21 protein-coding genes are annotated in these 26,040 nt (G+C 67.9%); 7 read left to right on the forward strand and 14 right to left on the reverse strand.

From position 1 onward, the window contains the following. Positions 1-39 precede the first annotated feature (39 nt). Positions 40-639, reverse strand: a complete 600-nt coding sequence (locus EV645_RS28445) for a dihydrofolate reductase family protein (protein WP_130447071.1) — start codon at positions 637-639, stop codon at positions 40-42. A gap of 72 nt (positions 640-711) precedes the next feature. On the opposite strand from EV645_RS28445, the gene EV645_RS28450 reads away from it, so the two are divergent. Next, on the forward strand, positions 712-1,254 hold the full coding sequence (locus tag EV645_RS28450) for a winged helix-turn-helix domain-containing protein (protein ID WP_130447072.1): 543 nt from the start codon (positions 712-714) through the stop codon (positions 1,252-1,254). Continuing rightward, a complete protein-coding gene (locus EV645_RS28455; RefSeq protein ID WP_130447073.1) occupies positions 1,251-2,504 on the forward strand; it encodes an MFS transporter in 1,254 nt (417 codons plus the stop codon). Before EV645_RS28450 ends, EV645_RS28455 begins: the two co-directional genes overlap by 4 nt. Here EV645_RS28455 and EV645_RS28460 read toward each other — a convergent pair. Further along, entirely contained in the window at positions 2,444-3,073 is a 630-nt protein-coding gene (locus EV645_RS28460) for a TetR/AcrR family transcriptional regulator (RefSeq protein WP_130447074.1), read from the reverse strand. The genes EV645_RS28455 and EV645_RS28460 overlap by 61 nt on opposite strands. A gap of 83 nt (positions 3,074-3,156) precedes the next feature. Between EV645_RS28460 and EV645_RS28465 the strand changes: the two genes are divergently transcribed. After that, entirely contained in the window at positions 3,157-4,011 is an 855-nt protein-coding gene (locus EV645_RS28465; protein ID WP_130447075.1) for an alpha/beta hydrolase, read from the forward strand. On the opposite strand, the gene EV645_RS28470 is transcribed toward EV645_RS28465, so the two are convergent. Beyond that, positions 3,976-5,502 carry a helix-turn-helix domain-containing protein gene (locus EV645_RS28470; protein WP_130447076.1) on the reverse strand — a complete coding sequence of 509 codons (1,527 nt, stop codon included), beginning with the start codon at positions 5,500-5,502 and terminating at the stop codon, positions 3,976-3,978. The genes EV645_RS28465 and EV645_RS28470 overlap by 36 nt on opposite strands. A 175-nt stretch (positions 5,503-5,677) precedes the next feature. Between EV645_RS28470 and EV645_RS28475 the strand changes: the two genes are divergently transcribed. Further along, positions 5,678-6,907, forward strand: a complete 1,230-nt coding sequence (locus EV645_RS28475) for a type II toxin-antitoxin system Phd/YefM family antitoxin (RefSeq protein ID WP_130447077.1) — start codon at positions 5,678-5,680, stop codon at positions 6,905-6,907. A gap of 122 nt (positions 6,908-7,029) precedes the next feature. On the opposite strand, the gene EV645_RS28480 is transcribed toward EV645_RS28475, so the two are convergent. From EV645_RS28480 to ppdK, 3 genes are all read right to left on the reverse strand, one after another. After that, positions 7,030-7,308, reverse strand: a complete 279-nt coding sequence (locus EV645_RS28480) for a YciI family protein (protein ID WP_130447078.1) — start codon at positions 7,306-7,308, stop codon at positions 7,030-7,032. Positions 7,309-7,456: 148 nt separating this feature from the next. Continuing rightward, positions 7,457-8,236, reverse strand: coding sequence for a class I SAM-dependent methyltransferase (locus tag EV645_RS28485; protein ID WP_130447079.1), 780 nt, complete (start codon positions 8,234-8,236; stop codon positions 7,457-7,459). Further along, a complete protein-coding gene (gene ppdK, locus EV645_RS28490) occupies positions 8,229-10,889 on the reverse strand; it encodes a pyruvate, phosphate dikinase (protein ID WP_130447080.1) in 2,661 nt (886 codons plus the stop codon). The genes EV645_RS28485 and ppdK overlap by 8 nt, the downstream gene beginning before the upstream one ends. Before the next feature lie 413 nt (positions 10,890-11,302). Between ppdK and EV645_RS28495 the strand changes: the two genes are divergently transcribed. Continuing rightward, positions 11,303-12,172: a TroA family protein gene (locus EV645_RS28495; protein WP_130447081.1), complete on the forward strand. Its 870-nt coding sequence runs from the start codon at positions 11,303-11,305 to the stop codon at positions 12,170-12,172. 20 nt (positions 12,173-12,192) lie between these two features. On the opposite strand, the gene EV645_RS28500 is transcribed toward EV645_RS28495, so the two are convergent. From EV645_RS28500 to EV645_RS28515, 4 genes are all read right to left on the reverse strand, one after another. After that, the gene (locus EV645_RS28500; RefSeq protein ID WP_130447082.1) at positions 12,193-14,151 is read right to left on the reverse strand and encodes a vWA domain-containing protein; all 1,959 of its coding nucleotides are present in this window, start codon (positions 14,149-14,151) and stop codon (positions 12,193-12,195) included. 2 nt (positions 14,152-14,153) lie between these two features. Then, positions 14,154-15,551, reverse strand: a complete 1,398-nt coding sequence (locus tag EV645_RS28505) for a sigma 54-interacting transcriptional regulator (RefSeq protein WP_130447083.1) — start codon at positions 15,549-15,551, stop codon at positions 14,154-14,156. 61 nt (positions 15,552-15,612) lie between these two features. Continuing rightward, positions 15,613-16,902 carry a serine hydrolase domain-containing protein gene (locus EV645_RS28510; protein WP_130447084.1) on the reverse strand — a complete coding sequence of 430 codons (1,290 nt, stop codon included), beginning with the start codon at positions 16,900-16,902 and terminating at the stop codon, positions 15,613-15,615. Positions 16,903-16,911: 9 nt separating this feature from the next. Then, the gene (locus EV645_RS28515; RefSeq protein ID WP_130447085.1) at positions 16,912-17,634 is read right to left on the reverse strand and encodes a Clp protease N-terminal domain-containing protein; all 723 of its coding nucleotides are present in this window, start codon (positions 17,632-17,634) and stop codon (positions 16,912-16,914) included. A 169-nt stretch (positions 17,635-17,803) separates the two neighbouring features. Between EV645_RS28515 and mug the strand changes: the two genes are divergently transcribed. Beyond that, on the forward strand, positions 17,804-18,304 hold the full coding sequence (mug, locus tag EV645_RS28520) for a G/U mismatch-specific DNA glycosylase (protein WP_130447086.1): 501 nt from the start codon (positions 17,804-17,806) through the stop codon (positions 18,302-18,304). A 24-nt stretch (positions 18,305-18,328) separates the two neighbouring features. After that, on the forward strand, positions 18,329-21,646 hold the full coding sequence (locus EV645_RS28525; RefSeq protein ID WP_130447087.1) for a HEAT repeat domain-containing protein: 3,318 nt from the start codon (positions 18,329-18,331) through the stop codon (positions 21,644-21,646). On the opposite strand, the gene ligD is transcribed toward EV645_RS28525, so the two are convergent. The 4 genes from ligD to EV645_RS28545 form a co-directional block, all read right to left on the reverse strand. Then, on the reverse strand, positions 21,647-22,639 hold the full coding sequence (ligD, locus tag EV645_RS28530; RefSeq protein WP_130447088.1) for a non-homologous end-joining DNA ligase: 993 nt from the start codon (positions 22,637-22,639) through the stop codon (positions 21,647-21,649). A 382-nt stretch (positions 22,640-23,021) separates the two neighbouring features. Continuing rightward, positions 23,022-24,257, reverse strand: a complete 1,236-nt coding sequence (locus EV645_RS28535; protein WP_130447089.1) for a hypothetical protein — start codon at positions 24,255-24,257, stop codon at positions 23,022-23,024. After that, complete coding sequence (locus EV645_RS28540; protein ID WP_130447090.1) at positions 24,254-25,099, reverse strand: acetylxylan esterase; 846 nt, start codon at positions 25,097-25,099, stop codon at positions 24,254-24,256. Before EV645_RS28540 ends, EV645_RS28535 begins: the two co-directional genes overlap by 4 nt. Before the next feature lie 4 nt (positions 25,100-25,103). After that, positions 25,104-26,030 carry an acetylxylan esterase gene (locus EV645_RS28545; protein WP_157997172.1) on the reverse strand — a complete coding sequence of 309 codons (927 nt, stop codon included), beginning with the start codon at positions 26,028-26,030 and terminating at the stop codon, positions 25,104-25,106. Positions 26,031-26,040: the final 10 nt, after the last annotated feature.

A 26,040-nucleotide genomic window follows, 5' to 3' on the forward strand; every position in this document is an offset into this window, starting at 1 on the left:
TGCACACAGTAGCCGTGAGCACCGACAGTTCTGCGACGGTCAGATGGCCACGCAGTAACGCATCCAGAGCACGCCGTCCTTGAAGACCTCGGTGCCGACGTGGTGCAGGTTGAGTTGGCGGGTGTCGAACCAGCGTTCGCCGGAACCGACCAGGACCGGGTGGACGAGGAGGGCCAGCTCGTCGATCAGATCTAGCTCTAGGCAGGCTCGGAGGAGGGCGCCGGACGAATCCACACGGACGGTCCGGACGCCCCGCCGGCCCAGGACTGTAAGGACTTCGGCGAGGTCGACCTGGTCGTAGCCGGTGGTGAGCTCGCGTGTCGTCGCGTCTGGCGGGCGGGGCGGGGTCTGGTCGGCGTACAAGGCGAGCACGTCGGACCAGTAGCCAAGGTCGCGGAGTGCGTTCCAGCTGTGGACGCGGGCTCGGCTGTCGACGACCGCGAGCAGCGGGCCCTCCGCTCGCGGGCCGCGCCGGGGAGCCGCGAGCACGTCGGACTCCTGAGCGAGGATCGTGTCCGCGCCGACGAGGGTCACCTCCTCCTGCCAGAGCGAGGCCAGGGCATAGAACCGGGCGAGGTCGACGTCGAATCCCGACGCCACCCCGTCCAGCGAGACCGCCAGCTGAGCCACCACGTGCATACCGCCAAACCTAGGGACACCCACCGACAAACCTAGTTGCAGAGACTTCTCTGCAGAGATTACTCTGCAATCATGCGACGGATCGATGCCCGGAGTCTGCGCGGACTCGCCCACCCGCTCCGGATGCGCATCCTGGAGGCGATCGAGCTCGACGGGCCGGCGACGTCCAGCACGCTGGCGGCGCGGCTCGGCGAGAACACCGGCACGATCAGCTGGCATCTGCGGCTCCTCGCCGAGCACGGGTACCTCGAAGAGGACCCCGAACGCGGCACGAAGCGAGAGCGCTGGTGGCGGCTCCCCGATCGGCAGACAGTTCTGGACCCGTCCGAGTTCCTCGACGATACGGAGACGCGGCGGGCGCTCGACGTCTATCTCCGCGATCTGGTCGAGCGGTACTACGACCGCGTCCGCACGTACATCGACGAGGACTGGCCGGGTGAGTGGCAGCACGCAGCCGGCCTGTCCGATTGGCGCGACCTCCACCTCACGCCGGAACAGCTGCACAACCTCAACGAGGAGATCGCCGGCGTCATCGACCGCTACACCGGCGCCGATGCCGCTGACAGCTCAGAGCGGGTGATCGTCCAGCTGCAGTCGTTCCCGCGCCGCTCATGAGTCTGCTGCGGACGCATCGCGACTTCCGGTGGTTCTGGACCGGCGAGACCATCAACAGGTTCGGCAGCGCGACCTCGTCGGTGGCGCTGCCGCTGGTCGCCATTTCGATGCTCGATGCAACGACCTTTGAGGTCGGTCTGCTCACCGCGGCCGCCTGGGCGCCGTGGCTGCTCATCGGTCTACCGACCGGCGCCTGGATCGACCGGGTACGCCGCCGACCGGTCATGCTGGTGTCATCGGCCGTCTCGGCCGTCCTCTTCGCGGCAGTTCCGTTGGCCGGCAACCTCCTGAGCATCCAGCTACTACTCATCGTTGCGGTGCTCGCCGGCGGTGCGTCGGTCGTCTTCCAGACGGCCTACACCGCTTATCTGCCGACGCTTCTGGAGCCGAGCGATCACGCCGAGGGCAACGCGAAGCTGCACGGCAGTGCGTCCGCCGCGCAGATCGCCGGGCTGGGGTGCGGCGGCCTGCTGGTCCAGTTCATTGGTGCCGCCAACACTCTGCTCGTCGACGCGGCGAGCTTCCTGGTCGCGCTCAGCTGTCTCGCCGCGATCCGCTACCGCGAACGCCGTACGACGACTCCTCGACGGCCCGGCGCGATCCGGGCCGGCATCAGGCTGGTCGCGCAAGACGTCTGGCTGCGTACGTTGACGATCTTCGGCGCCGTCTCGAACCTCGCCCTGATGGGCTATCAGGCGATCATCGTCGTCTTCCTCGTCCGCGAGGCCGGCCTGACCGCGGGCACGGTCGGCACGTTGATCGCGGCGGCATCCAGCGGCGGAGTCGTCGGCGCGCTCGTCGGCCGGCATACCATACGGTTTGGTACGGCGAGGGCGCTGCTGCTATGCGAACTCGGCCTGCCGACGCTGGCGCTGCTGATCCCGCTGAGCGGTACGAGCCCGGCCTTCTACCTGGTCGGCGCGTTCGGCGTGAGCCTCGGCGTGGTCGGCGGAAACGTCGTGAAGGCGACCTTCCTCCAGTCCTACTGCCCGCCCGACCTGTTCGGCCGCCTCACCGCGACGACAGCGTTCGTCAATTACGGCACGATCCCGCTCGGCGCACTACTCGGCGGCATACTCGGCCAGACCCTGGGCCTCACACCGGCGCTCTGGATCACCACGGCTGGTGTACCGCTGGCCGGTCTCGTCCTGCTCGCGTCACCGATCCGCCGGCGACGCGACCTCCCGACTCAGCGGGGCAGCGTCGTCTCCGCGGTGACCGTCGACTCCAGCCGCGAGCGGATGGCCTGACGGGCCAGCTCGTACGCCGCTCCCCCGTCGTCGTGCAGGATCGACGCGAGGTTGGCGGCCTCGTAGTACGCGTTCAGCTCGAAGGCCAACTGCTTGGCGTCGGCCTCCAGTTCACCGTTGTCGACGGCAGCCTGGACGGCCTCCTCCAGCAGTCCCATCCACTCCCAGTGGACGGTGAGGAGGGCCTCGTGGACGGCTCCGGTCCGGGCGGCGTACTCATGCGAGACCTTCTGGAAGAAGCAGCCACCCGGAAACACGCGGCTCTGCGAGTAATCGAGCCAGTGCGTGCTCAACGCCCACACGCGCCCGAGACCGGGCTCGACCTCGAAGGCCGGGAGCACCACATTGTCGGCGTAGATCCGCCGGGCGGCACGAATGGTCGAGAGTTGCAGCTCCTCCTTCGAGCCGAAATGCGCGAACAGGCCGCTCTTGCTGATCCCGAGCTCGGTCGCGAGCCGCCCGATCGACAGCCCCTCGAGCCCGTCGACCGACGCGATGTCGACCGACCGGCGTAGCACGGCGCGGCGGGTCTGGTCACCCCGCACCAACCGTCCGTCGACTTTCTCCACGGCTCCCGATCCTAGTTGCCCTTGACGATCACCTCGTGCAAAAGTAATAGTACGACCGTTCGTATAGTTAAAGGAGAGCGTTCATGCAGAAGCTGATCGGCACGGGGCTGCGAGCCATCGGAGCGGTGTCACCACGGCTCGGCGGCCGGCTCGCGTTCGGGCTCTGGCGACGCCCGCTCGCCCGCGGCCAGGTCCGCGACAGCGAGCTGGACGTCCACACGGCCGCGCGGGTCGAGGACCTGGACGGCGTACTCACCTACGCGTGGGGTGACGGCGCGCGGCCGGTGCTCCTCGTCCACGGCTGGCGCTCACGCGCTTCGCGGTATGCCGGGTTCATCACGCGGCTGCTCGAGCTCGGGTACAGCCCGGTGTCGTACGACGCTCCTGGGCATGGCGACTCCCCCGGACCGATCGTGTCGATCCTCGGCCACCAGCGGATCATCCAACAGCTCGAGGAACGGCACGGACCGTTCGAGGCCGTCATCGGACACTCGCTGGGCGTGCCGTTCGCGTTGTACGCGGTGAAGGAAGGGATCGCCGCGAAGCGGTTGGTGATGGTGAGCGGCGTGGCGGATTTCGGCTACCTGGCAGACACGTTCTGCCGAGCGCTCGGACTGGGACCCAAGGTCAACCAGCGGCTGCGACGCGAGATCGAGCGCGGGTACTTCGAGGGCGACCGCACCATCTGGGACCGGTTCTCGGTCGCGACAGGTAAGGCGCCGCTCCTGGTGGTCCACAACGACGAGGACGACGTCGTGGACCCCGAGCAGGCGCGCGTACTCCTGCTCAACTACGGCGCGCAGGCGCACTTCCACCCGACGACCGGCCTCGGCCACAGCCGGATCCTCCAGGACCCGGCTGTGATCGCCGAAGCAGTCGCTTTCCTCCAGGACGACCAGGACTCAGATGTCGCGGAAGGTCTCGATCTGAGCGCCTAGCGAGTTCAACCGGGTGGCGAGGTCCTCGTAGCCGCGGTTGATCACGTAGACGCTGCGCAGGACAGACGTACCCTTCGCGGCCATCATCGCGATCAGCGTGACGACGGCCGGGCGGAGCGCCGGCGGGCACATCATCTCGGTGCCGGAGAAGTGCGTCGGGCCTTCGACCATGACGCGGTGCGGGTCGAGCAGCTTGACCCGGCCGCCGAGCTTGTTCAGATCGGTGAGGTAGATCGCGCGGTTCTCGTAGACCCAGTCGTGGATCAGCGTCTGCCCGGTCGCGATCGCGGCGATCACCGCGAAGAACGGCAGGTTGTCGATGTTCAGCCCCGGGAACGGCATCGGGTGGATCTTGTCGATCGGCGCGTGCAGTTTCGACGGCCGGGTGGTCAGGTCGACCAGCCGGGTCCGGCCGTTCTCGGCCAGGTACTCCGTACTGCGGTCGTAGTCGAGCCCCATCTCCTCGAGCAGCGCGAGCTCGATCTCGAGGAACTCCACCGGCGCGCGCCGGATGGTGATCTCGGATTTGGTCACGATCGCCGCGGTGAGCAGGCTCATCGCTTCGATCGGGTCCTCGGACGGCGCGTAGTCGACGTCCACGTCGATGTCGGCGCGTCCGTGCACGGTGAGCGTCGTCGTACCGATGCCGTCGATCTTCACGCCGAGCAGGTCGAGGTAGAAGCACAGGTCCTGGACCATGTAGTTCGGGCTCGCGTTGCGGATCACCGTCACGCCATCGTGCCGCGCGGCGGCCATGATCGCGTTCTCGGTCACAGTGTCGCCGCGCTCGGTCAGCACGATCGGCTTGCCCGGCGTGATCGCCCGGTTGACCAGTGCGTGGTACTGCCCGCCGGTCGCCTTCACCTCGAGGCCGAACGGGCGCAGCGCGGTCAGGTGCGGCTCGACGGTGCGCGTGCCGAGGTCGCAGCCACCGGCGTACGGCAACTCGAAGCCGTCCTCGCGGTGCAGCAACGGGCCGAGGAACATGATGATCGAGCGGGTACGACGGGCCGCCTCGGCGTCCATCGAGCTCAGGTCCAGGTGGGCCGGCGGGACGATCTCGAGGTCGCCGGCGTCGTTCAGCCAGGTCGTGCGGACGCCGATCGAGTTCAGCACCTCGAGCAGCCGGTTGACCTCTTCGATCCGCGCGACCTTACGCAGCGTCGTCCGGCCCTTGTTCAGCAGCGAGGCGCAGAGCAGCGCGACACCGGCGTTCTTGCTCGACTTGACGTCGATGGATCCGGAAAGTTGGCGGCCGCCGGCTACACGGAGGTGGACCGGACCGCCACCGAGAGAGACAATTTCGGAATCGAGCGCCTCGCCGATCCGGGCGAGCATCTCGAGGGTGAGGTTCTGATGACCCTTCTCGATCCTGTTCACCGCACTCTGGCTGGTGTTCAGTACTTCCGCGAGCTGCGTCTGCGTCCAGCCGCGATGCTTGCGGGCGTCCCGGATGAGGTTTCCGATCCGGCTCAGGTAGTCATCGGTCATGCGCCGGACCTTATCTCACATGTGAGATACCTCTGCACCGACCCGCCGGTGCCAGCGTAGCGAATGTCACCCGCAGCCCAAGGCCGAGGGTCCCGAGGACCCGTGTGACCTGGTGAAACGCCCGCAGCCTACAGTTACCCCCAACTCCCGCCGCCACCCGGAGAGGAACCAGCAGATGCCCGACGACACCTCCGCCGCGCTGGTCAACGAGTTCGAGGCGGAGTCGTGGCCGCTCGAGGCAGCCGCCGACAGCCTGCACCAAGTGATCGAAGGGTTCCACAACGGTGACACCCGGCCGCTGGTGATCGGCGACGGCGACCAGCCGGTGCTGGTCGTGCTGGCGATCGCCGACCTGGCCGACTTCCGCGCCCGGATCGCGGAGCTGCTCAGCAACCCGGTCGACGCGGGCTGGCTGCGGTATTACCTGCGGTCCAACTTCGACATGAGCTCGGAGCGGCTGGTCGAGTTGCTCGGAGTGGACACGGACCACGGGCTGTCGTCGCTGGCCAGCCAGGTGAATGTCGAGCAGGCCGCAACGCTGATGTCCGACCACGTACGCCGTACCGAGGCCGGCGGGAATCCGCTGATGCTGATCGGCGACGGGACGATGGCGACCGCGGCGCTGCTCTCGTTCCAGGCGTTCCAGGTGCTGCTCGCGATGGAAGGCGACGGCAAGGGCGAAGACGACTCCTGCGCGCACGACGACGAGGAGAAGCCGACCACGCCGCTGGAGGTGCTGGCCGAGCGAATCGGGCCGGTGTCGACGCAGCTGGTCGCGCAGATCAACGCGGGCCGCGAGCCGGGCCTGCCGCGGTACGAACTGCACTTCGAGGACGACCTGGTCGACCACCTCCGCGACCTGGAAGCACGGGCGCAGCAGGCGCCGGGCGCCGGGGCGTACGACGAGTTGAACCAGCTGCTCCACCAGTTCGATCAGATGCGCAGCGGGCTGGTCGAGGTCGACGCGGACGAGGCGGGCGAGGAGCTGGACGAAGCGCCGTACCTCGAGGCGACCGATCTCAAGGCGGCGCTGCCGGACATCCGCGACACGTTCCGCGAAGGCGCCGACGACCCGTACCTGATCGGCTTGGACGGGCGGCCGTGCGCGGGATTGATCTCGTACGACCTGTACGAAGAACTGCAGAAGGTGTCGGTCGAGCTGGACGGGACCGACGAGGCGCCGGTGCTGCCGCTGCCCGAGCCGCGCTGGGAGAACGGGCCGCGACTGCTGCCGTTCGAGATCGCGCTCGAGATGTGCGAGGCGGTCATCGAGGACATCACGAACGGCGAGGCGTCGATGCTGTTCATCGCCGACGAGGACAACGAACCCGAACTCGTCCTCGCCCCGCTCGTCTGGCTCTGGGCGTACGTCGACCACCTGGACCTCGAAGGCGCCGAAGCCTGATTTCGAAGCAGATCGAAGTGACTCCCCCGGGTGTCAATCTGGACTGGCGGACCGATACCTGCTGATCGCGGCCGCGGGCCTCCTACTTCCACGCTCCGGGCGTGCCGGCGGACCCGCGCAACTCAGTTGATCGGGAAGAGCGGTTGCCACTCCGAGAGCGTGGCGATCTCGTAGACGTTGGCCGGGGTGTACGGGTCCTTGGCGAGGATGTCGCGGAGCTCGGCCTCGTCGGCGACGTCGTAGATGAGCACGGCGCCGGTCTGGTCGGGGAACGGGCCGGCGGTGACGAGCTTGCCGGCTTCCTTCAGCTCGACGAGGTAGTCACGGTGCGCCGGACGGACCTCGAGACGACGGTCGGTGTCGGCGAGATCGAAGCGCAACTGCACGACATAAAGGGCCATGCCGAAACCCTACATCGACCAAGAAAGCAAAGAGATTTGGTGCGGGAAAGGGAGTCACGAGCCGCCACAGCGGCTGGTTCAGGTCAGACCCGAAAGTCGACGAGTGATCTCCCTTCCCGCCCGGTTATTCTCACCAGTCCGCGACCCACTACGCAAGGGGTTGGTTAAGAGAAATTCCTACAGACAGTTGATTCAAATAACGCTTCGTGATCGAGCCCCCGGCTGCCCCGATGAGAGCGCCGATACAGTCGTACAGTCCGTCACGCCGCTCGATTGTCAAGGCCCGATGACCGGAGTACGAGGACAAAAGTTCGAGGTACTCCGGGGCTGAATAGTCCACATCCCAGACATATCTGCGGAACTCGGCGGACCCGAAAAGCCCGGATCGCTCGAATCCTTCCGGATCTTTCGGTACGTCGTCCGCGGCCGGCAATCCATTCGCGACGGCGTCATCGGTGAAACGGTCATAGCAGGCCTGCACGTCGACGAAGAACTGCTCGCTCCCACCCGCGACGTGATGCGTCGACACGACTGCCAGCGCGCCACCCGGCCGCAGCAGGTCCACGCAGCGCTGCACGCGGGTCGCGGGATCGAGCCAGTGGAACGCGGTCGCGGAGATGACCAGGTCGAAGGATTGCGCAGGCAGCTCCAAGGTGTCGAAGTCCGCGACGATCACCTCGACTGCCGGGTACTTCCGCCGGAGGACGTCCGCGAGCCCAGGGCTGAGTTCGACCGCGGTGACCGGCCAGGCTCGCTCCACCATCGCGGAGGTTGCCTGGCCGGTGCCGGGGCCGATCTCGAGGACGCGGGGGTGGTCGCCGACGACGGCGGCCAAGGCGTCGAAGAGTTCGGGTGGATAGGTGGGTCGGACGCGGTCGTACAGGTCCGCGTCCTCCCCGAAGGTCTGCCGGAGACTCTCTCTACTCACTCGCCAATGCTGCCCGGCCGGATTCCAGGCGCGCCACCGGAATACGGAACGGCGAGCAGGAGACGTAGTCGAGACCGACGTCGTGGAAGAAGTGGATGCTGTCCGGGTCGCCGCCGTGCTCGCCGCAGATGCCGAGCTTGAGGTCGGGCTTGGTCGCCCGCCCGCGATCCACCCCGGTCCGTACCAGCGCGCCGACGCCTTCGCGGTCGATCGACTCGAACGGCGACACCGCGAAGATCCCCTTCTCCAGGTACCGCGAGAAGAACGCGCTCTCGACGTCGTCGCGGCTGAAGCCCCACGTGGTCTGGGTCAGGTCGTTGGTGCCGAACGAGAAGAAGTCGGCCGCCTCCGCGATCTGGTCCGCGATCACCGCGGCCCGCGGCAGCTCGATCATCGTGCCGATCGGGATCTCCCCCGCGACGCCGACCTCGGCGAGCACGCGTTCCACCTCGTCGCGGGCCAGGTGCAGCTCCTGTACGGCGCCAACCAGCGGGATCATGATCTCCGGCCGCGGATCCATCCCCCGGTCCCGCAGCTCGACAGCCGCCGACGCGATCGCCCGTACCTGCATCGCGAACAGGCCTGGAACGACCAGCCCGAGCCGCACCCCGCGCAGACCGAGCATCGGGTTCTGCTCGTGCAGCCGCTGGACCGCCGCGAGCAGTGCCGCGTTGCGCCCCGGGTCCTCGCCGCGCTCACGTGCGACCGCGACCTTCACCGCGAGCTCCTCCATCGAGGGCAGGAACTCGTGCAGCGGCGGGTCGATCAACCGGATCGTCACCGGCAGACCGTCCATCGCGGTCAGCAGCTCGAGGAAGTCCCCACGCTGCAAGGGCTCCAGCTCCGCCAGCGCCGCCTCGAGCTCGGCGTCCGACTCCGCGAGGATCAACCGCTCGACGGACTCGCGCCGCTCCCCCAGGAACATGTGCTCGGTCCGGCACAGTCCGATGCCCTCGGCCCCGAACCGCCGCGCCCGCGCCGCGTCGTCCGCGGTATCCGCGTTGGTCCGTACGCCGAGCCGTCGTACCTCGTCGGCGTGGGTCATCAGCCGGTGCACCGACGCGACGAGTTCATCGCCGTCGCTCGGGGCGAGCGTGCCCTCGAAGTACTGCACGACCGGTGACGGGACGACCGGGACCTCGCCGCGGAAGACCTCACCGGTGGTGCCGTCGATCGAGATCAGTTCGCCGGCCTCCATGATCGTGCCGTTGACCTTGATGGTGCCCTGGGCAACATTCACGTCCAGGTCCTCGGCGCCGCAGACGCAGGTCTTGCCCATACCGCGGGCTACCACGGCCGCGTGCGAGGTCTTGCCGCCGCGGCTGGTCAGGATGCCCTGCGCCGCGATCATGCCGTGCAGGTCGTCGGGGTTCGTCTCGCGGCGTACCAGGATGACCTTCTCGCCGCGGTCCGCGGCCTCGACAGCGGCGGCCGAGGTGAACACGACCTTGCCCGACGCGGCGCCGGGCGAGGCACCGATCGCCTTCGTGATCAGGTCCTTCTCGGCGTCCGCGTCGAACCGCGGGAACATCAGCTGCGCGAGCTGCGCACCCTTCACGCGGGTGAGCGCCTCGTCGGTGTCGATCACGCCTTCGTCGACCAGGCTGGTCGCGATCCGGAACGCCGCCGCCGCGGTGCGCTTGCCGACCCGGGTCTGCAGCATCCACAGCTTGCCGCGTTCGACGGTGAACTCGATGTCGCACAGATCCCGGTAGTGCCCCTCGAGCGTGGCCATGATCTCCATCAAGTCGTCGTACGACGTCTTGTCGAGTTGCTCGAGGTCCGCGAGCGGGACCGTGTTGCGGATGCCCGCGACGACGTCCTCGCCCTGCGCATTCTGCAGGTAGTCGCCGTACACGCCGGGCTGACCGGTCGAGGGATCGCGGGTGAACGCGACGCCGGTGCCGGAGTCCATGCCGAGGTTGCCGAAGACCATCGAGCAGATGTTGACCGCCGTGCCGAGGTCGGTCGGGATCCGCTCCTGGCGGCGGTACAGGATCGCGCGGTCGGAGTTCCACGAGCCGAAGACTGCCTCGGTCGCCAGGTCCATCTGGGTCCGCGGATCCTGCGGGAACTCACGGCCGGTGTGGTCGTGGACGGCCTGCTTGAACGTCTCGACCAGAGCCTTCAGGTCGTCGGCGTCCAGGTCGAGGTCGTTGCGGGTGCCCTTGGCCTCCTTCGCCGCCTCGATCGCGTCCTCGAAGACATCGCCGTCCATGCCGAGCACGGTCTTGCCGAACATCTGGATCAGCCGGCGGTACGCATCCCAGGCGAACCGCGGGTTGCCCGAGTGGTGGGCAAGGCCGTTCACCGAGTCGTCGTTCAGGCCGACGTTGAGGACGGTTTCCATCATGCCGGGCATCGACACGGCAGCGCCGGAGCGGACCGAGACGAGCAGCGGGTCGTCGGCCTGGCCGAGCTTCTTGCCCATCTTCTGCTGCAGCAGATCGACGTGCTTGTCGATCTCGTCGGCGAGGTCGGCCGGCACCGCACCGGTCTCCAGGTACGCGCGGCAGGCGTCGGCGGTAATCGTGAAGCCGGGTGGTACCGGCAGGCCGAGATTGGTCATCTCGGCCAGGTTCGCCCCCTTCCCGCCGAGCAGCTGTTTCATGGCCTTGTTGCCTTCGGCGAAGTCGTAGACGAGTTTCGGCACGGTCACTCCCTGGGTTGCAGGCGGGTGTTTTCAGGCGCGGGAAGATGCCCGCTGGCCCGTCGACTCCGGCGGCGGGGGCGTGCTTTCAGGGTAAGCCTAAAAACCAGTCCAGTTGAACACTGGTCTCACGATGCTGACGTGACCCTCCCCACAGGTCGAAGGCCGGAAAACCCTTCCCTGGTTGACAACGCGAGACAATCGGTCTGTCTCAAAATGAATCACAGGCAGAACGCTTCCAGCCGGTTTGGTCGGGGTACAGGGCCGCCCGGACAGCTGTTTCAGGGTTGCCCGGATATCCCCTGCTGTTGTGGGTTCTCCGCTCGCACACCAGCAGAGGACCCACAACACGAACGGATATCCACTGGTGTAGGGACCCGGGGAGCCAGGCCGTGACGCGGCGCTAGGGTCGGCCTGTGCGCATCGTTTCTCTTCTGCCCTCGGCGACCGAGATCTGCTTCGCGCTCGGTGCCGGTGAGGACGTCGTCGGCGTGACGTTCGAGTGCGACTATCCGGCGGCGGCGCGGAGCCGGCGGATCGTGTCGACGACTGCGTTGCCGGCTGGTTTGACGCCGCGTGAGATCGATGCCGTCGTACGACGGATGGTCGCCGCCGGGGAAGATCTGTACCACCTGGACGCCGGCGCTTTGAGCGAACTCGAGCCGGATGTGGTGATCACGCAGGACCTGTGTGCGGTGTGCGCGATCGACGTGGACGACGTCGAGCAGGCACTCACCTACCTTGGCTGCCAGGCCGAGGTAGTCACCACCGACCCGCACACCCTCGACGAGGTCCTGAACTCGATCGAGACTGTCGCGAAGGCGATCTGCCGGGACCCGTCACCGCTGCTGACGCAACTGCGCGAGCGGCTGAAGCCGACGCCGTCGGCGTCGGGAGCGCCGAGGGCGTCGGGGGCTCGGGTGGCTTTGCTCGAGTGGACTGATCCGCCGTTCTCGCCGGGCCACTGGTTGCCGGAGATGGTGACGCTCGCCGGCGGGACGAATGTGCTGGGTATTGCGGGGACGCGCTCGAAGGCGATCACCTGGGCAGATGTCGCCGCGGCGCAACCTGGGGTGATTGTTTCCGCGCCGTGTGGGTTCGAACTGGAGGGCGCCGCGAAACTGACCGCGGAGTTGCTGCCACAGCTGCCGGCCGACGTACCGGTCTGGGCCGTCGACGCCAACGGGTACTTCGCGCGACCGGGTCCCCGCCTGGTGGATGGGATTGAGGTGCTGACTGCCATTCTCCAGGGCGGGAACCCGGACCACGCGATCAGGTTGCGTTAGAGGGTGTCTGGGAACTCCTCTTAGAGCTTGCGGCGGGTTCTCAGGTAGTCGCCGACGACGGCGGCGCCGAGGCCGTCGGGGTCGGGCGCGAGGACTCGGCCGCCGCTGCGGCGGGCGAGCAGGTCCACGAAGGCGTTCAGCCGCGGGTCGTCGCCGAGCCGGAAGACGGTCAGCGTGGCGCCGAGCTTGGCCAGGCGGTCGACCTCGAAGATCGTCTTGCGGAGCGTGGCGGGCTCGGGTGGGTACGAGAACTCGGCTGTGCCATCGGGCTCGAGATGAGCAGTCGGCTCGCCGTCGGTCACCATCAGGACGACCGGCTGGGCGTCCGGGTGGCGACGAAGGTGACGCCCGGCGAGGAGCAGTGCGTGGTGCGCGTTGGTGCCCTGCTCCCAGGTGCCTTCCATCCCGATCAGCTGCGGCAACTCCACGACGCCGGCGTACCGCCCGAAGGTGATCAGCTGGAGTGCGTCGTTGCGGTAGCGGGTCGAGATGAGTTGGTGCAGCGCGAGCGCCGTACGCTTCATCGGCAGCCAGCGGCCCTCCTGGACCATCGACCACGACGTGTCGACCAGCAACGCGACCGCGGCGCGAGCACGATGCTCGGTCTCCGCGATCTCCACATCCGCCACGTCGAGTTTCACGCCGCCACCGCCGGTGTGCGCAGTCCGCAGTACGGCGTTGCGCACCGTCCGCGGCACATCCCACGGCTGGGTGTCGCCGAACTCCCACTGCCGCGTCGACCCGCTCAGCTCACCGGCGGCGCCGGCGTTGGCGGCATCCCGTTCACCGGAGCCGCGGGCAGCCCGCAGTACGTCGGCCAGCGCCGTCTGGCCAAGCTGCCGCAAGGCCTTCGGAGACAACCGCAGCGAACCGTCCGGCGCCCGCTCGATCAGGCCCTGATCGCGCAGCTGCCGCTCCAGCTCGCTCAGCCGTCGCGCGTCGACCGTTGCCTCGTCGCCCAGTTGCCGGGTTAGTGCGTCGAGGTCAATGTCCTCGAGCCGCGCACCCGGATACGACTGCGCCAGCTGTTCGGCCAGCGCATCCAGCTCGGCGAGATCGGACATGGCCCGCGCGCCCTCGGCGAGACCGAGCGGATCCTCACCGCTCATCTGCTCCGAGCCGTACCAGTCCTCGCCCGGCCGCAGCGACTGCAGCTGAGCATCGAGCTGGGCCAACTGCTGCGCGAGTTGCGGACTGCCGAACGCCTGCTGCGACAACTCCATCAACTCGGCCCGTTGCTCGGCCGTCATCGAGTTCATCATCCGTTGCGCCGCGGCCGCCCGCTGCGCGAGTACGTCGATGAGCTCCTCGACGTTCTGCGGGTTCTCCGGGAAGAACTCGCCGTGCTTGGCCATGAACTCCTCGAACAGCTCCGGCACCTCGGGCCGGCCCTGTGCGTGTGCCGCGAGCAGCGCGTTGAGGTCGGTCAGCATCTCGTTGATCGCCTCGACGTCCTCGGGCGTGGTCTGCTCGAGCGCCTCCTTCATGCCCTCGAACCGCGAGCCGAGCAGCTCACGCCCGAGCAGTTCGCGGATCTCCTCGTACTTCTCCCGGGCCTCCGACGACTGCCAGTCGTAGTTGGCCAGCTCCCGTACGGCGGCCGCTGTACCGGACGGCAGCGCGTCGAGCTGAGCCTCCCGGAAGCGGGCGTCGTCGGACGGGTTCGGGAACAGCTCGTGCCGCTCCGCCTCGAGCGCCTCGTTCAGCAACCGCTGGACGTCGCGCAGCGTGCCGTCGAGGTTGTGCCGCCGCTCGATCTCGCGGCGGCGCTCCCAAAGACGGCGACTCAGGTCGTCCAGACCCTGGGTGTTCCGGGTGCCGCGCCGGAGCAACTCCTCGAGCGCGGACCGAGGCGACGAACCGTTCATCACGTCGCGGCCGATCTCGTCCAGCGCGTCCCGCAGATCCGCGGGCGCCTTGAGCGGATCAGGCCCGTCATGCCACGGACCGTACGACCAGCCTTCTGGAATGGACGACATGATCAGGCCCCGTAGACCGTGGTGTCGGCGTCGGCGTCCTTGGCTACTCGTTTCGACAGGTAGAGCATCTCCAGGGCGAGCTCGATGGCGGCAGCGATCTGGCCGGGCGAGTCGTCCGGCTCGACACCGGCCCGGGCAGCGACGTCGTGCAGGACAGGCAGCTCGGGCAACGCGGCCAGCACGTCCCGGCCGGGCACCCGCTCACCGGTCGTCACAAGGTTGCCGTCAGCAACAGCATGGGCGAGCGGAGTCAGGTCGAGACCGGCGAAACGCTCGCGTGCCGTGTCGGCCACCGACCGACGCAGCAGGTACTCGAGTAGTTCGATCTCGCGCCCTTCCTCACCAGGCTCGAACTCGAGCTTGCCCCGCAGTACGGCGGGCACCGCCTCCAGGTCGACCGGCCGCGCAACGGCCGGTGTCTCGCCGGTGATCGCGCTGCGGCGCAACGCGGCGGCGGCGATGGTCTCGGCCGCGGCGACCGCGAACCGGGCGGACACACCCGAGCGCTGGTCGATCGCGGTCGACTCGCGCAGGTGCCGGACGAACCGCGCCAGCACCTCGAGCAGTGGCTCGCCGACCTCGGCGGTGAACTCGGCCTCCTGCCGGATCACGTCGACCTCGGCGTCGATGTCGAGCGGGTAGTGGGTCCGGACCTCGGCGCCGAACCGGTCCTTCAGCGGCGTGATGATCCGGCCGCGGTTGGTGTAGTCCTCGGGGTTGGCCGTTGCCACCAGCAACACATCGAGCGGCAGCCGCAGCGTGTACCCGCGGACCTGGATGTCGCGCTCCTCCATCACGTTCAGCAACGCGACCTGGATGCGCTCGGCGAGGTCGGGCAGCTCGTTGATCGCGACGATGCCGCGATGCGAGCGCGGGACCAGGCCGAAGTGGATGGTTTCGGGGTCGCCGAGACTGCGGCCCTCGGCAACCTTCACCGGGTCCACGTCGCCGATCAGGTCACCGACAGAGGTGTCCGGCGTTGCCAGCTTCTCGGCGTACCGCAGGTCCCGGTGCAGCCAGGCGACCGGCAGGTCGTCGCCGAGCTCTGCGGCGCGGCGGCGCGAGGCGGGCGTGATCGGGTCGAGCGGGTGCTCGGGCAGCTCCGCACCCTCGATCACCGGGGTCCACTCGTCGAGCAGCCCGACCAGCGTGCGCAACAGCCGGGTCTTGCCCTGGCCGCGCTCACCGAGCAGTACGACGTCGTGCCCGGCGAGCAGCGCGCGCTCGAGCTGCGGAATCACCGTGCGGGTGAATCCGACGATGCCGGGCCACGGATCACGTCCGGCCCGGAGTTGTTCCAGCAGGTTGTCACGGATTTCGGCCTTGATCGACCGGGGCAGATAGCCGGCGGCCCGGAGGTCACCAGCCTTACGGGGAAGTTCAGCAGGTGCACTAGTCACGCAGAAGACGTTAGCTCGGTCACCCCAGAACGCACCCCAATATCTCAAAGGCAGAGTTGTCTCAGCGCCTGGGCGTAACCCGGCCCGAGGTGAACAGGTGCGTCGGCGTGAACGTCAGCGGCACCCACGGATGCTCCGGAGAGTAACGAAGGACGAAGTGGTCCCCGTCGAGCGGCTCCGTCGGCAGTATGTCGTACTCGTGCACCGCCTCCTCGGCGAACGCCAGCCGGTCCCCCGTCGCCTGCTCGGTGAGCACCAGCCGGTCTCCACGCCGTACGACGTCGAGCCGCACGCTGGCACGCTCGTAGCGCCCGAGATTGCGATCATCAACCAAACCGTCAACCGGACCGTCGACCGGTTGTGGTGCGGCCGGGTGGCTGACTCCGACGTAGTGCTCGAACACCTCGGAGGCGAGCGGCTCGAACAGCCTGGTCCCGTTGCCGGAGTTCGTCAGCAGGCACATGATCAGCCGGGCCTCCGGATCGACCCGGAGGAATGCCGTCTGCGAGATCGTCGAGCCGTCGTGACCGAAGATCCGGCGACCGTCCCAGTCGTAGATCCGCCAGGTCAGACCGAGATCGATGAAGCCGCCGATCCCGCCGGCGAACGGCACCTGCGGCTCCTGCATCCCGGCGTACTTCTCGTCGTCCAGATGCATCCGCGCGAACTCGAGCAGGTCGCCCGCGCGCGCCGCGATCAGCCCGGCCGGGCCGACGCTGCGCGGCAACTGCCACGTCTTGACCGGCGAGCCGTCCTCGGCCGTGTGACCGCGGGCGGCCCGGTACAGGATCGCCTCCTCGGGCAGGGTGACGGTGTGCGTCAGGCCGAGCGGCTCGACCAGCCGCGCCCGCAAGGATTCGTCCCACGTCCGGCCGTCGAGTACTTCGATCAGCCGGCCCAGTACGACGAATCCCGCGTTGCAGTACGAGTACGCCGTACCCGGCTCGAACAGCTGCTCCACGTCGGCAAGCAGAGCGACGTACCGCTCCAGGCAATCGTCGCCGCGGCCGGTGTCGGTGAACAGATCGCCGTCGATGCCGCTGGTGTGAGTGAGCAGGTGAAGCACCGTGATGCGCGGATCAATAGGTGCCTCTGGCAACAGTTTGACCACCGGGTCGTCCAGGTGCAACCGACCCTCGGCGGCGAGCTGGACGATCATCGTCCCGGTCCACGGCTTGCTGACCGATCCGATCTGGAAGATCGAGTCGGCGGTGGTTTCCACCCCGGTCGCGGTATTCAGCACGCCGTACGGCGTGATCGTGGTCGCGCCGTCCTGCCAGATGCCGAGCACCGCCCCGGGCACCTCAGCCGCTACCGCCAACCCGTTCAACCGCGCAGACCAGTCAGGCATACGCCCAACCTACTTCTTGAAGCCCTCCAGCGCCGCGCGAATATCGGTCCAGGCCGCGGACTCGTCCAGGCCCTGCTCCAGCAGGATCTTCGTGGCGATGCCGGCCTGGTCGCGGTAGAAGGCAAGCAGGAGATGCTCGGTGCCGACATAGTTGTGACCGAGCGTCAGCGCCTCTCCGACCGCGCCCTGCAGGACGTGCGCCGCACGCCGGGTCCACGGCGGATCCTCGACGTCCAGATCCTTCGATTCGGTCGATGGCGCCGGCTCAGCCGCCGGGCTCTTGGCGTCGACGGCCTGGAGCACCGACTCCTCGGTGATGCCGTGGTTGACGAGCACCTTGGCCGCGATCGCGCCCGGCTCCTTGTACATCCCGAGCAGGAGGTGCTCCGTGCCGACGAAGTTGTGATTGCGGGCCCGGGCGATGTCCTCGGCGGCCTGCACCACCGAACGCGCTCGCTGGGTGTAGCGCTCGAACGCCGGCCGCGCGGTCCAGGAGTCCGCGAACCGCTTGTGCGCGGCCTGCTTGCTGACGCCGAGCACCGCGCTGATCTCGACCCACGACTTCCCCGCGCCGCGGGCCCGGTCGACGAAGAACCCGAGCGCGGCGTCACCGGTGCTGGTCAGTTCGCTGATCGTCGAGGCCGCGGTCGCGAGCTGCGCGAGCTCGTCGTCGCTGCCCGCGTCGGTCTTGATCGTGTTGATGAGCTGCTGCAGATCAGGTCCAGGAGTCATGCGTCAACCTTAGGTTGACAACCTGAACGCGTCAACCCTGGGTTGACAGCAGGGGAGTGGACGCCTAACGACAGGAGGTAGTGGGCCGCGGCTGAGGTTTCCACGCTCGAGCCGAGCGTGCGAGCGGCCTCGGAGGCCAGTACCTCCTGTCGTTAGCTACGGTTCCCCCATGCAAGCTCTGCCCGACGTGATCCGGCCCGGCCTGAAGGTGTTGTTCTGTGGGATCAACCCAGGGCTGATGTCGGCAGAGACCGGGCATCACTTCGCGCGGCCGGGGAATCGGTTCTGGCCGGCGCTTGAGCAGAGCGGATTCACGCCGCGGCAGCTCAAGCCGTCCGAGCAGGACGAGCTGCTCGAGTACGGGCTCGGCATCACGAATGTCGTCGACAAGCCGAGCGCACGGGCCGACGAGCTCACCCGCGCGGAGCTCGTCGCCGGCGGCGAGAGCCTGGTGTCGAAGGTGCTCGAGGCCCAGCCCGAATGGCTCGCCGTCCTCGGCGTCACTGCCTACCGCGAGGCCTTCGCCGACCGTACGGCGGCCATCGGCAAGCAGGACCGCACGATCGGCACCACCCGCGTCTGGGTCCTCCCGAACCCGAGCGGCCTGAACGCGCATTACACGCTGCCGAAGCTCGCCGAGGCGTTCGCGGAGCTCCGACGGGTGAGTTGACCGGTCGTTCGGCAGGATGGGGGCATGCGAGCTTCCGACCTGCTGCGAGCGATCGATCAGCTGTCGTACGGCGAACGGCTTCGCCACGTTGCGCTCGAAGGCCACCGGTTGCGCGGGACAACCGACCTCGCCGAGCTGCTGGGTGAACTCGGGCGAGGCACGCCGTACGAGCGGACTCTCGGTGTGACGATCGCGCAGGTCACGGGTGATGTCGGCTACGTGACTCGGCTGCTCAACGATCCGACGCCGGCGGTGCAGCATCGCGCACTCGCGGCGGTTGGCAGGGGCGTACCAGTCTCGGATGACGATCTGCGGATCCTGTACGACGACGCGCCCGCCGTACTGCGCACCAAGCTCCTACACGTGATCCGCAAGGCCGGGCGATCCGCGCTCGCCGCGCGTCTGATCGACGACCATCGCGAACGTTGGGGTGACCGCGCCGCCGCGAGCCTGCTCTCCAGCACGGACGGCGAGACCGTCGAGCGGCTGTTGCCCGAGCTCGCTTACATCCTCGGACCCGGCGAGTGGCAGCGGCTTGGAGCGCGGCACCCGAAAGTGGTCCTCGCTTACGCACGCAGCACGCTGCCGTCCGGCCCGGAGCGGGACGAGTGGTGGCAAGGTGCGGCGTACGGCGTGATCGGGGCGCTCGAGCACGATCCGGCGCAGGTCGCGGCGCTGCTGACAAACGCGCTCGTCCCGGACCAGTTGCCTTCAGCATTCACCTCGGTGCTCGGCCGCTTGATGGACGCCGATCCCGCGGCGGTATTGCGGATCTTGCTGGCACCGGAGCGGGCGTGGTCGTTGCCCAATGCCCTCACCCCTGCGATGCGCCGGCGGCTGTATCGCTACTCGGACGATGAGCTGATCGCGCTTGGTCGACTGTCGTGGCCGATCCTGCCTGGCCTGCTCGGCGATCTGCCGCCGTCCCGCCGCGCCGCCGTGTTCGATGGCAGCACCAGCACCGTCGACCTCGGCCAGATCGTGCTGTCCACGGAGCTGCTCGCTCTGCTCCCCCGGCAGGTGCGCTTCGATCAGACCAGGCGGATGCTCACTCTGCCAGCGGTTGCTGAGGGCAATCATTCCCGTTGGCAGATCACTGCTTTTCTGCCGTACGACGAGGCGTTCGCGCAGCTCGAGCAGGAGATCGCGCAGCCGGACGCTGACGATCGATCTTTGGTATACCAAGCGGTCGTCGCGTCGGCTGGACACTCGCGTCAGCCAGCCGCGGTCGAGGCTGCGGTCGCCTGGGTGACACGCGCCCGGAACGATCGCGACACCGTTCGTCAGGGCGTCCTGCGGGCCCTCAGCAAGCTTCCGCCGTCGATGATGAGCGGTGCGCTGACCGGCTCGCTCGAGAGTCTGCTGACGAGCGCGTTGGAGGCGCGGGACACCAGTTGGGGCACCCAACGAGCGCTGAGCACGCTCGCTACCACCGCCGTCCAGGAAGGTGCCCGACGCAACGATCCGGCGCTGCTGGAGTGGGGCCTGCAGGCACACGGGCGGCTGACCGAGAACCAGGGCTCGATCCCGCTGTACGGGCTGATCGAAGGGCTGCCGCGCGGGCAGGAGACGGCTGTGTACAACGTACTGCGGAAGTACGTCGACGACGGGGTCGCGCGGAAGGAGTTCCGGCTGCCGTTCGCGATCTCGCGAGCATTCGACGACCGTGGCTGGTCGAACGAGCACCTCCAAGCCGCGCTCGAACAGGCCGTGTGGTCGAACCAGGAGCACACCGTCGGAGAGGCGACCGAGCTGTGGCTGTGGCCGTCGTCGACTCGGGGCGAGCGGGTCGAACGGATCATCAAGCGTGATGTCGGGATGGCCCGCTGGGATCCGGTCTGGCAGGCGGTGACCGAAGTACGGACCGATCTGCTGGACGTCGTCCTCGCGCGTCCCAACCGGATCCGCCGGTTCGAGCGGAACCACCCGGCCTGGAATGTCCCGGACCGCGCGATCCGCCGCTGGCTCCCGCGCCAGCAGACGCGGTACGCCGAACTCGTTGCCGGTGCGGCCGGTGACGAGCGGATGCCGGACTGGGCTCGTGCGAACGCGGTCTCGATGCTGGGTCACGTGCCGAGCGCCGGACGCGCTGCACTCGAGCCGTTCCTGACGCATGAATCCGTGTTGCTGCAGGAGGCTGCGCTTGGTGCGTTGGCGTGGACGGATGCGCCGCAGGAGGCGTTGCCGGTTTTGCTCGCGCATGCGGGTGACGATCGCGCCCGGGTCGCGATGTATGCGGCGACGCGGGCGGCGATGTTCGTGCGGCCCAGCCGGTTGCCGGGGTTCTTGCATCCGGTGCTCGTTGGCGAGGGTGTGAAGATCACGTCCCGCAAGGAGGCGGCGCGGTTGCTCGGCAAGCTTCGCGCTCCTGGAGCGAGTGCTGTGCTCGCTGATGCTTGGGCTTCTGCGCATCGTGATGTGAAGGCTGCGATTGCAAGTGCGGCGTCGCAGTATTTGCTGCATGAGCCGGCGAGTTGGGCCTTGCTGCAGCAGGCGGTTCATGACAGCGCGGCTACGGCGACGATTCTGACGCGGCGTCCGGCGTACGGGATGGCGGCGAAGTATCGCGCTCGGTACGCCGATCTGCTCGTGGCGGTGACGAACCGGCCTGAGCAGGAGGTGGTGCGGAGCGCGGTGCGGTCGTTGCCGCGATGGGCGCGCTGGAATGCCGCGGTCGCACCGATCTGCGTGGACTTCATTGTTGATCTTGGTAGGTCAACGGTGTGGAACGACGCGACGACGGCGCTGGTGGCCATCGATCCCGAGCTGGCTAGGGACGAGATGGTCAGGGCTGCACGTCTCCTGATTCGGCTCGAGGCCGATCCTCGACTGCCTGATGCGCTGGCTGACCGCGATCACCCGGCCAGGCAGCGGCTCGGGCTACTGGTGACGCGGCTCTCGCAGGCGTTCATCGGGAAGCCGGACCGAGAGATCCTGAAGACGGTCGCGGCCGAACTCGACAGCCCGGATCTGCTGCGGATGCGGTTGGAACTACTCGTCGATTCGATGGATTGGAACGACCTCGGGACCGAGCTCGACAGACTTCTCGACGCGGTCGAGGGTCGGCCGCTGGCGGCGCATGAAGCGGCGTTGCGTCTCGGCGGCCGGCTCGACATGCTGTCTGCTCACTGGACACCGGAGTTGCTTGAACAGCCGGCGCGCAGCATGCTCCGCCGCGAGACGTTGATGTCGGGTCTCGTTGCTCAGTCGCTGATCGGCGCAGCTGGGCGCAGGACCGGTTGGGCGCCGGTGTGGCGTGAGTTGCTGGTCGAGCTGCGCAGGAACCCGCATCCCGACGTACGGCAGCAAGCGCTCGAACTGACGACGGCGGCCGAGGTGTAGCTATTCGTCCGACTTCTCGGACTTCTCGGATTTGTCTGCGGCTTCGCGGGCGCGTTTGCGGCGTTTGCCTTCGTGCATGGCGACGACTCGCGCGACCGGGATCGCGCGGCCTTCCTCCAAGAGGTCCTCGGGGAGGTCCTGCGGCGCCGGGAGTTCGTCGGCCCACGGGTCGGCGTCGCCCAGCAGCTGGACCGCGTTCCGGACGGTGAAGTCGCGCGGGGTCACGCTCTCGAGGTCGTCCCAGCCGACCGGATACGAAACCGTCGTACCGGGCCGGACCCGCGGGCTGTACGCCGCCACGATCGTCGCGCCACCGGAACGTGTCGAGTCGACGAACACCTTCCCGTGCCGGTCCTCCTTGATGTACGCCGTTGTCGCGACCGACGGATCGATCTTCTCGGCCCGCGCCGCGATCGCCCTGGTCGCGGCCGCGGCGTCCTCGATCGACACCGTGTCGACAATCGGCACGATCACGTGCACGCCCTTCGCGCCGCTCGTCTTGACCGCGCCGGAGAGCCCGGAGTCGGTCAATGCCTGGCGTACGAGCAGCGCCGCCTGCACCGCCATCGTGAACGTTTCGCCCTCCGGCGGGTCGAGGTCGAGGACGAGATGCGTGACTCGGTCCCAGCGGTCGGCGCGCATCAGCGTCGGGTGGTACTCGACCGCACGCTGGTTGGCGAACCAGAGCAGCGTTCGCCGGTCGTCGCACAGGGCGTACGACACCTCCCGCTTCGACGCCTCGGCCCAGACCTGCACGGTCTTCACCCACTCCGGCGTGTACTTCGGGACGTTCTTCTGCATGAACTTGGGCTGGCCCGGCCGGATCCGGATCACCGACAACGGCCGCTCCCGCAACTCCGGAAGGATCCGCTCGTGTACCGCGTCCAGGTAGTCGACCAGATCCCGCTTGGTCGCCTCCGCCCCATCGAACAACGGCTGATCCAAGTTGGTCAGGTCAACGCCATCCCGCGTCTCATCCGGCTTACTCGCCATCCCCAGAGCTTAGAAGCCCCACACCCCCCGAGAACCCCACTCACCTCCGCGCGCCACTCACCCACCGGCGGCTGTTCCCTCTCCGGGTGACTTGTTCACCCGTTCAGCGGCGTTCGCCGCCGGAGGTGCTTCGCCCGCCGGTCTGCCACCAACCAGCGGCTTGCCCGCCCCTACCGGGCCGCCCGCCCGCCGGCCGCTTATTCGCTCGCCGGCGGGTTGTTTGTCCGCTGGCGGGTTGCTCGCCCCCGCCGGGCCGCTCGCCCGCCGGCCGCTTGTTCGCTCGCTGGCGGGTTGTTTGTCCGCTGGCGGGTTGTAGGACGCCAGGGGTGCGACAAGCCGCCAGCGAGCGCGTGAGCTGGGTGGGTTTGCGGATGGTGGTGAGTTAGTTCGAGGTGAGGATGTTGTGGAGGGCTTGGAGGACGAGCTTGTGCTGGCCGGGTTGGAGGGTCTGTGGGTTGAGGGCGATGGCGTCGTCCGGTAGGCCGAACGTGCCGACCGCGATCCTCGGGTCGCCGTCCCAGAGCTTCTTGATGACCTCGTCGCGGATCCCGGGGAGCCGGAGCACCGCGCGGCTGTGGGGTTGGCCGGCCTCGCTCGGGTACCCGCGCTCGACCACCACTCCGGGGATTGCCTGCAAGCCCACAATCCAATCGTCAACAATCCGCTCATAGGACGCGAGCAACTCTGACTCGTCCTGTTGCAGCGTCCACTCGACCGCGGCGAGCAGCCCGAGAAGCTCCTCCTTCCCGACCTTCATCCCGCGCCCGATCTCGTGGTTGGGCGACGAGTGCCCACGGATCCGGTCAACCAGCCAGGTCTTCCCCAGCACCAACCCACTCGCCTGCGGCCCACGCAAACCCTTCCCACCACTGACAATCACCGCGTCAGCCCCGACATCCCCCGTGAACCGCCAAAGCGACGAGACAGGCGGAATCTGAGCAGCAGCATCCACCAGCACCGGCACCCCCGGGACCGCGGCGCCTCGGGCAACGCCCGGACTGATCGACGCAACTCCCGGGACCGCGGCGGCCCGCGCATCGCCCGGACTGACGGACGCAACTCCCGGAGCCACGGCCTCCCCGGCAACGCCGGGACTGACGGACGCAACTTCCGGAGCCACGGCTGCGCTGGTCTCTGATTCTCGGACGGCTCGGACTACCTCCTCGATCGGGAGAGCGTCGGCTGCGTAGTGGGCGCCGGCCATCCAGAGGACGCAGGCCGGGCGGCGTTCGAGTGCTGCCTGCAGCTCCTCGACGGACGGGCCGATCTCGTGGACCGTGGCGCCGAGGAAGCGGGCCGAATAGTCGTAGCCGTTGCGTTGGCTCGCGAACATGACGATCTCGGCCGGCTTGGGGAACGCCTGCGAATCGGTGGTGATGCACGACGCGATCGCGAGCGTGATGGCGGCCGCCGCCCCCGAGGTCACGTAGGCGGACTCGTTGTGGGTCAGCTCGGCGAGGCGCTGACCAACGCGGACGTGCAACTCCGGAAGATCGACGAAACGCGTGGCGGCGTCGGCCATCGCCTGCACGACAGGCGGCGGCATCAACGAGCCGCCGAGGACCGTGACGGTGGCGTTGGCGTTGATGACCGCGCGGACGCCGAGCGGAGTACTCATGCGATGAACTTTGACATGGCAGGTACTCCCGACCGCTCCGCCAACCAGGCATCGAGAAAGTCGTTGTCGGTGCCGTCGAGGTGCGTGACGTTGTAGACCTCGGTGTCTGGCGTGACAGAGATCAGCGACCCGCACCAGTCCTCATTGTCGATTGCAAACAATGTGCGCCCGGTGATCGCGGGAGCGTGCCGCGCCGGATCGAAATACGACAGCGTATTCGCGAGCGTCTCGGCCGAGGAGCCTGCTCGAAGGTGGTCGTTCAGCTCCTCCAGCGGATAGAGAGACGACTTCTGCCGCGCCTCCATCGCCCTGTAAAACAAGAGATCCGTGACGCGAACAGAGCTGAACCCGGGTCGCCGCGCAGCCGTCAGCACGGCCAGATCGTCCCCGCTCACAGCGACCCTGTTCGGATCCACCTCAGTCAGTCCCCGGAGGAACTCGGCCGCCCGCAGACAGTCCGCCGCGATCCCGCGGTAGATGTACGTCGCGGGATCGCCGATGCCCATTGTCAACAGTCCTGGGTACGCCGCCGCGAACCCCTCGTCGGCGAGGCGCTGCCCGCGATGCATGAGGCTGAGTACGACGTACCTGCTGCGGTCGTTCGGATGCGGGATGTTGTTGACGCTGCCGTAGCGCGGGGTGAGGAGCACCGCGGGGAACGGTCCGTCGCCGGCCGGGATGCTGAGGTTGCCGTACACGCGGTACGGACCGGTGCTGGTGATCCGCAGCGTGTAGAACGTTGCTTCGTCGGTCGTTCGAGCCGGCACGAGATCGAGCACCGGCCGACCGGGGATCGCCGCGAGCTCGTCATCGACGGCGGACCAGTAGTTGTCGAAGTTCATTCGTTCACCGTCCCGGGGTGAGGTGCTCGGCGAGGAAGTCCTCGACCACCCGCATCACATCCGGCAGGCCGGCGTGATGCGCGCAGTGTGGGTAGGTGCGCAGCGTGGTCTCACAAGTCAGCGCGCGCTGCAGGGCGAACCCGGTCTCCGGCGGGCAGACGTCGTCCTCGAGCCCGACGTACAGGAGAGTCGGCGCTTGGACCTTCGGCGCGAAGTTCAGCCCGTCGTAGTACGCGACCGTCTCTCGCACGCGGTCCACGTCCTTCGGATGGATCCGCAGGTACTCGTTGATCTCCTCGTACGGGTACGAGCGGGTCAACGTCGGCGCGGTCATGATCCCGCAGAGGTACGGCGCACCGGCGGCGACGCATCGGATCACTCCCGGAAGCAGCGCGGCCGTGGAGATCCCGAGACCACCGCCCTGGCTCGACCCCTGCAGTCCGATCCGCAGATTGTCGATATCTGGACGATCCAACAACACTTCAACCGCACGAACGACGTCCAGATAGAACCCGCGGTATCCGTAGGTGTTGTGGTCGACGATGTTGTGCGTGAGCAGTCCCGGGTAGCCCGGGTTGAAGGTCTCGTTCGACCGCAGTTTTCCGCGCGGGGCGACGGCGAGCGCGGCGTACCCAAGCTCGGACCACTCCTTCGGGATGGTCGGCTCAGAGATGTAGCCCGGGATCGTGACGAGGGCGGGAAGCGGCGCGGGTTGGTCCCGCGGGACGGTATACCAGCCGGCGATCCGCAGACCGCCGTAGCTCGTGTATCGCAGATCGTAGACAATCACCTTGTCCGTGGAGAGCGTCGGCATCTCGGTGAAGACAGGGTCCAGCGGGTACGACGCGCAGTCCGCCAGACCGGCCGCCCAGAACTCGTCGAAGTCGCCGGGCAGCTCGACCTCGACCGTCGCATTCTCGGGGTCTCTCAAGAGCGTTCCT

Origin of the sequence: Kribbella rubisoli, assembly GCF_004217145.1 — a bacterium.
Taxonomy (GTDB): Bacteria; Actinomycetota; Actinomycetes; order Propionibacteriales; family Kribbellaceae; genus Kribbella; species Kribbella rubisoli.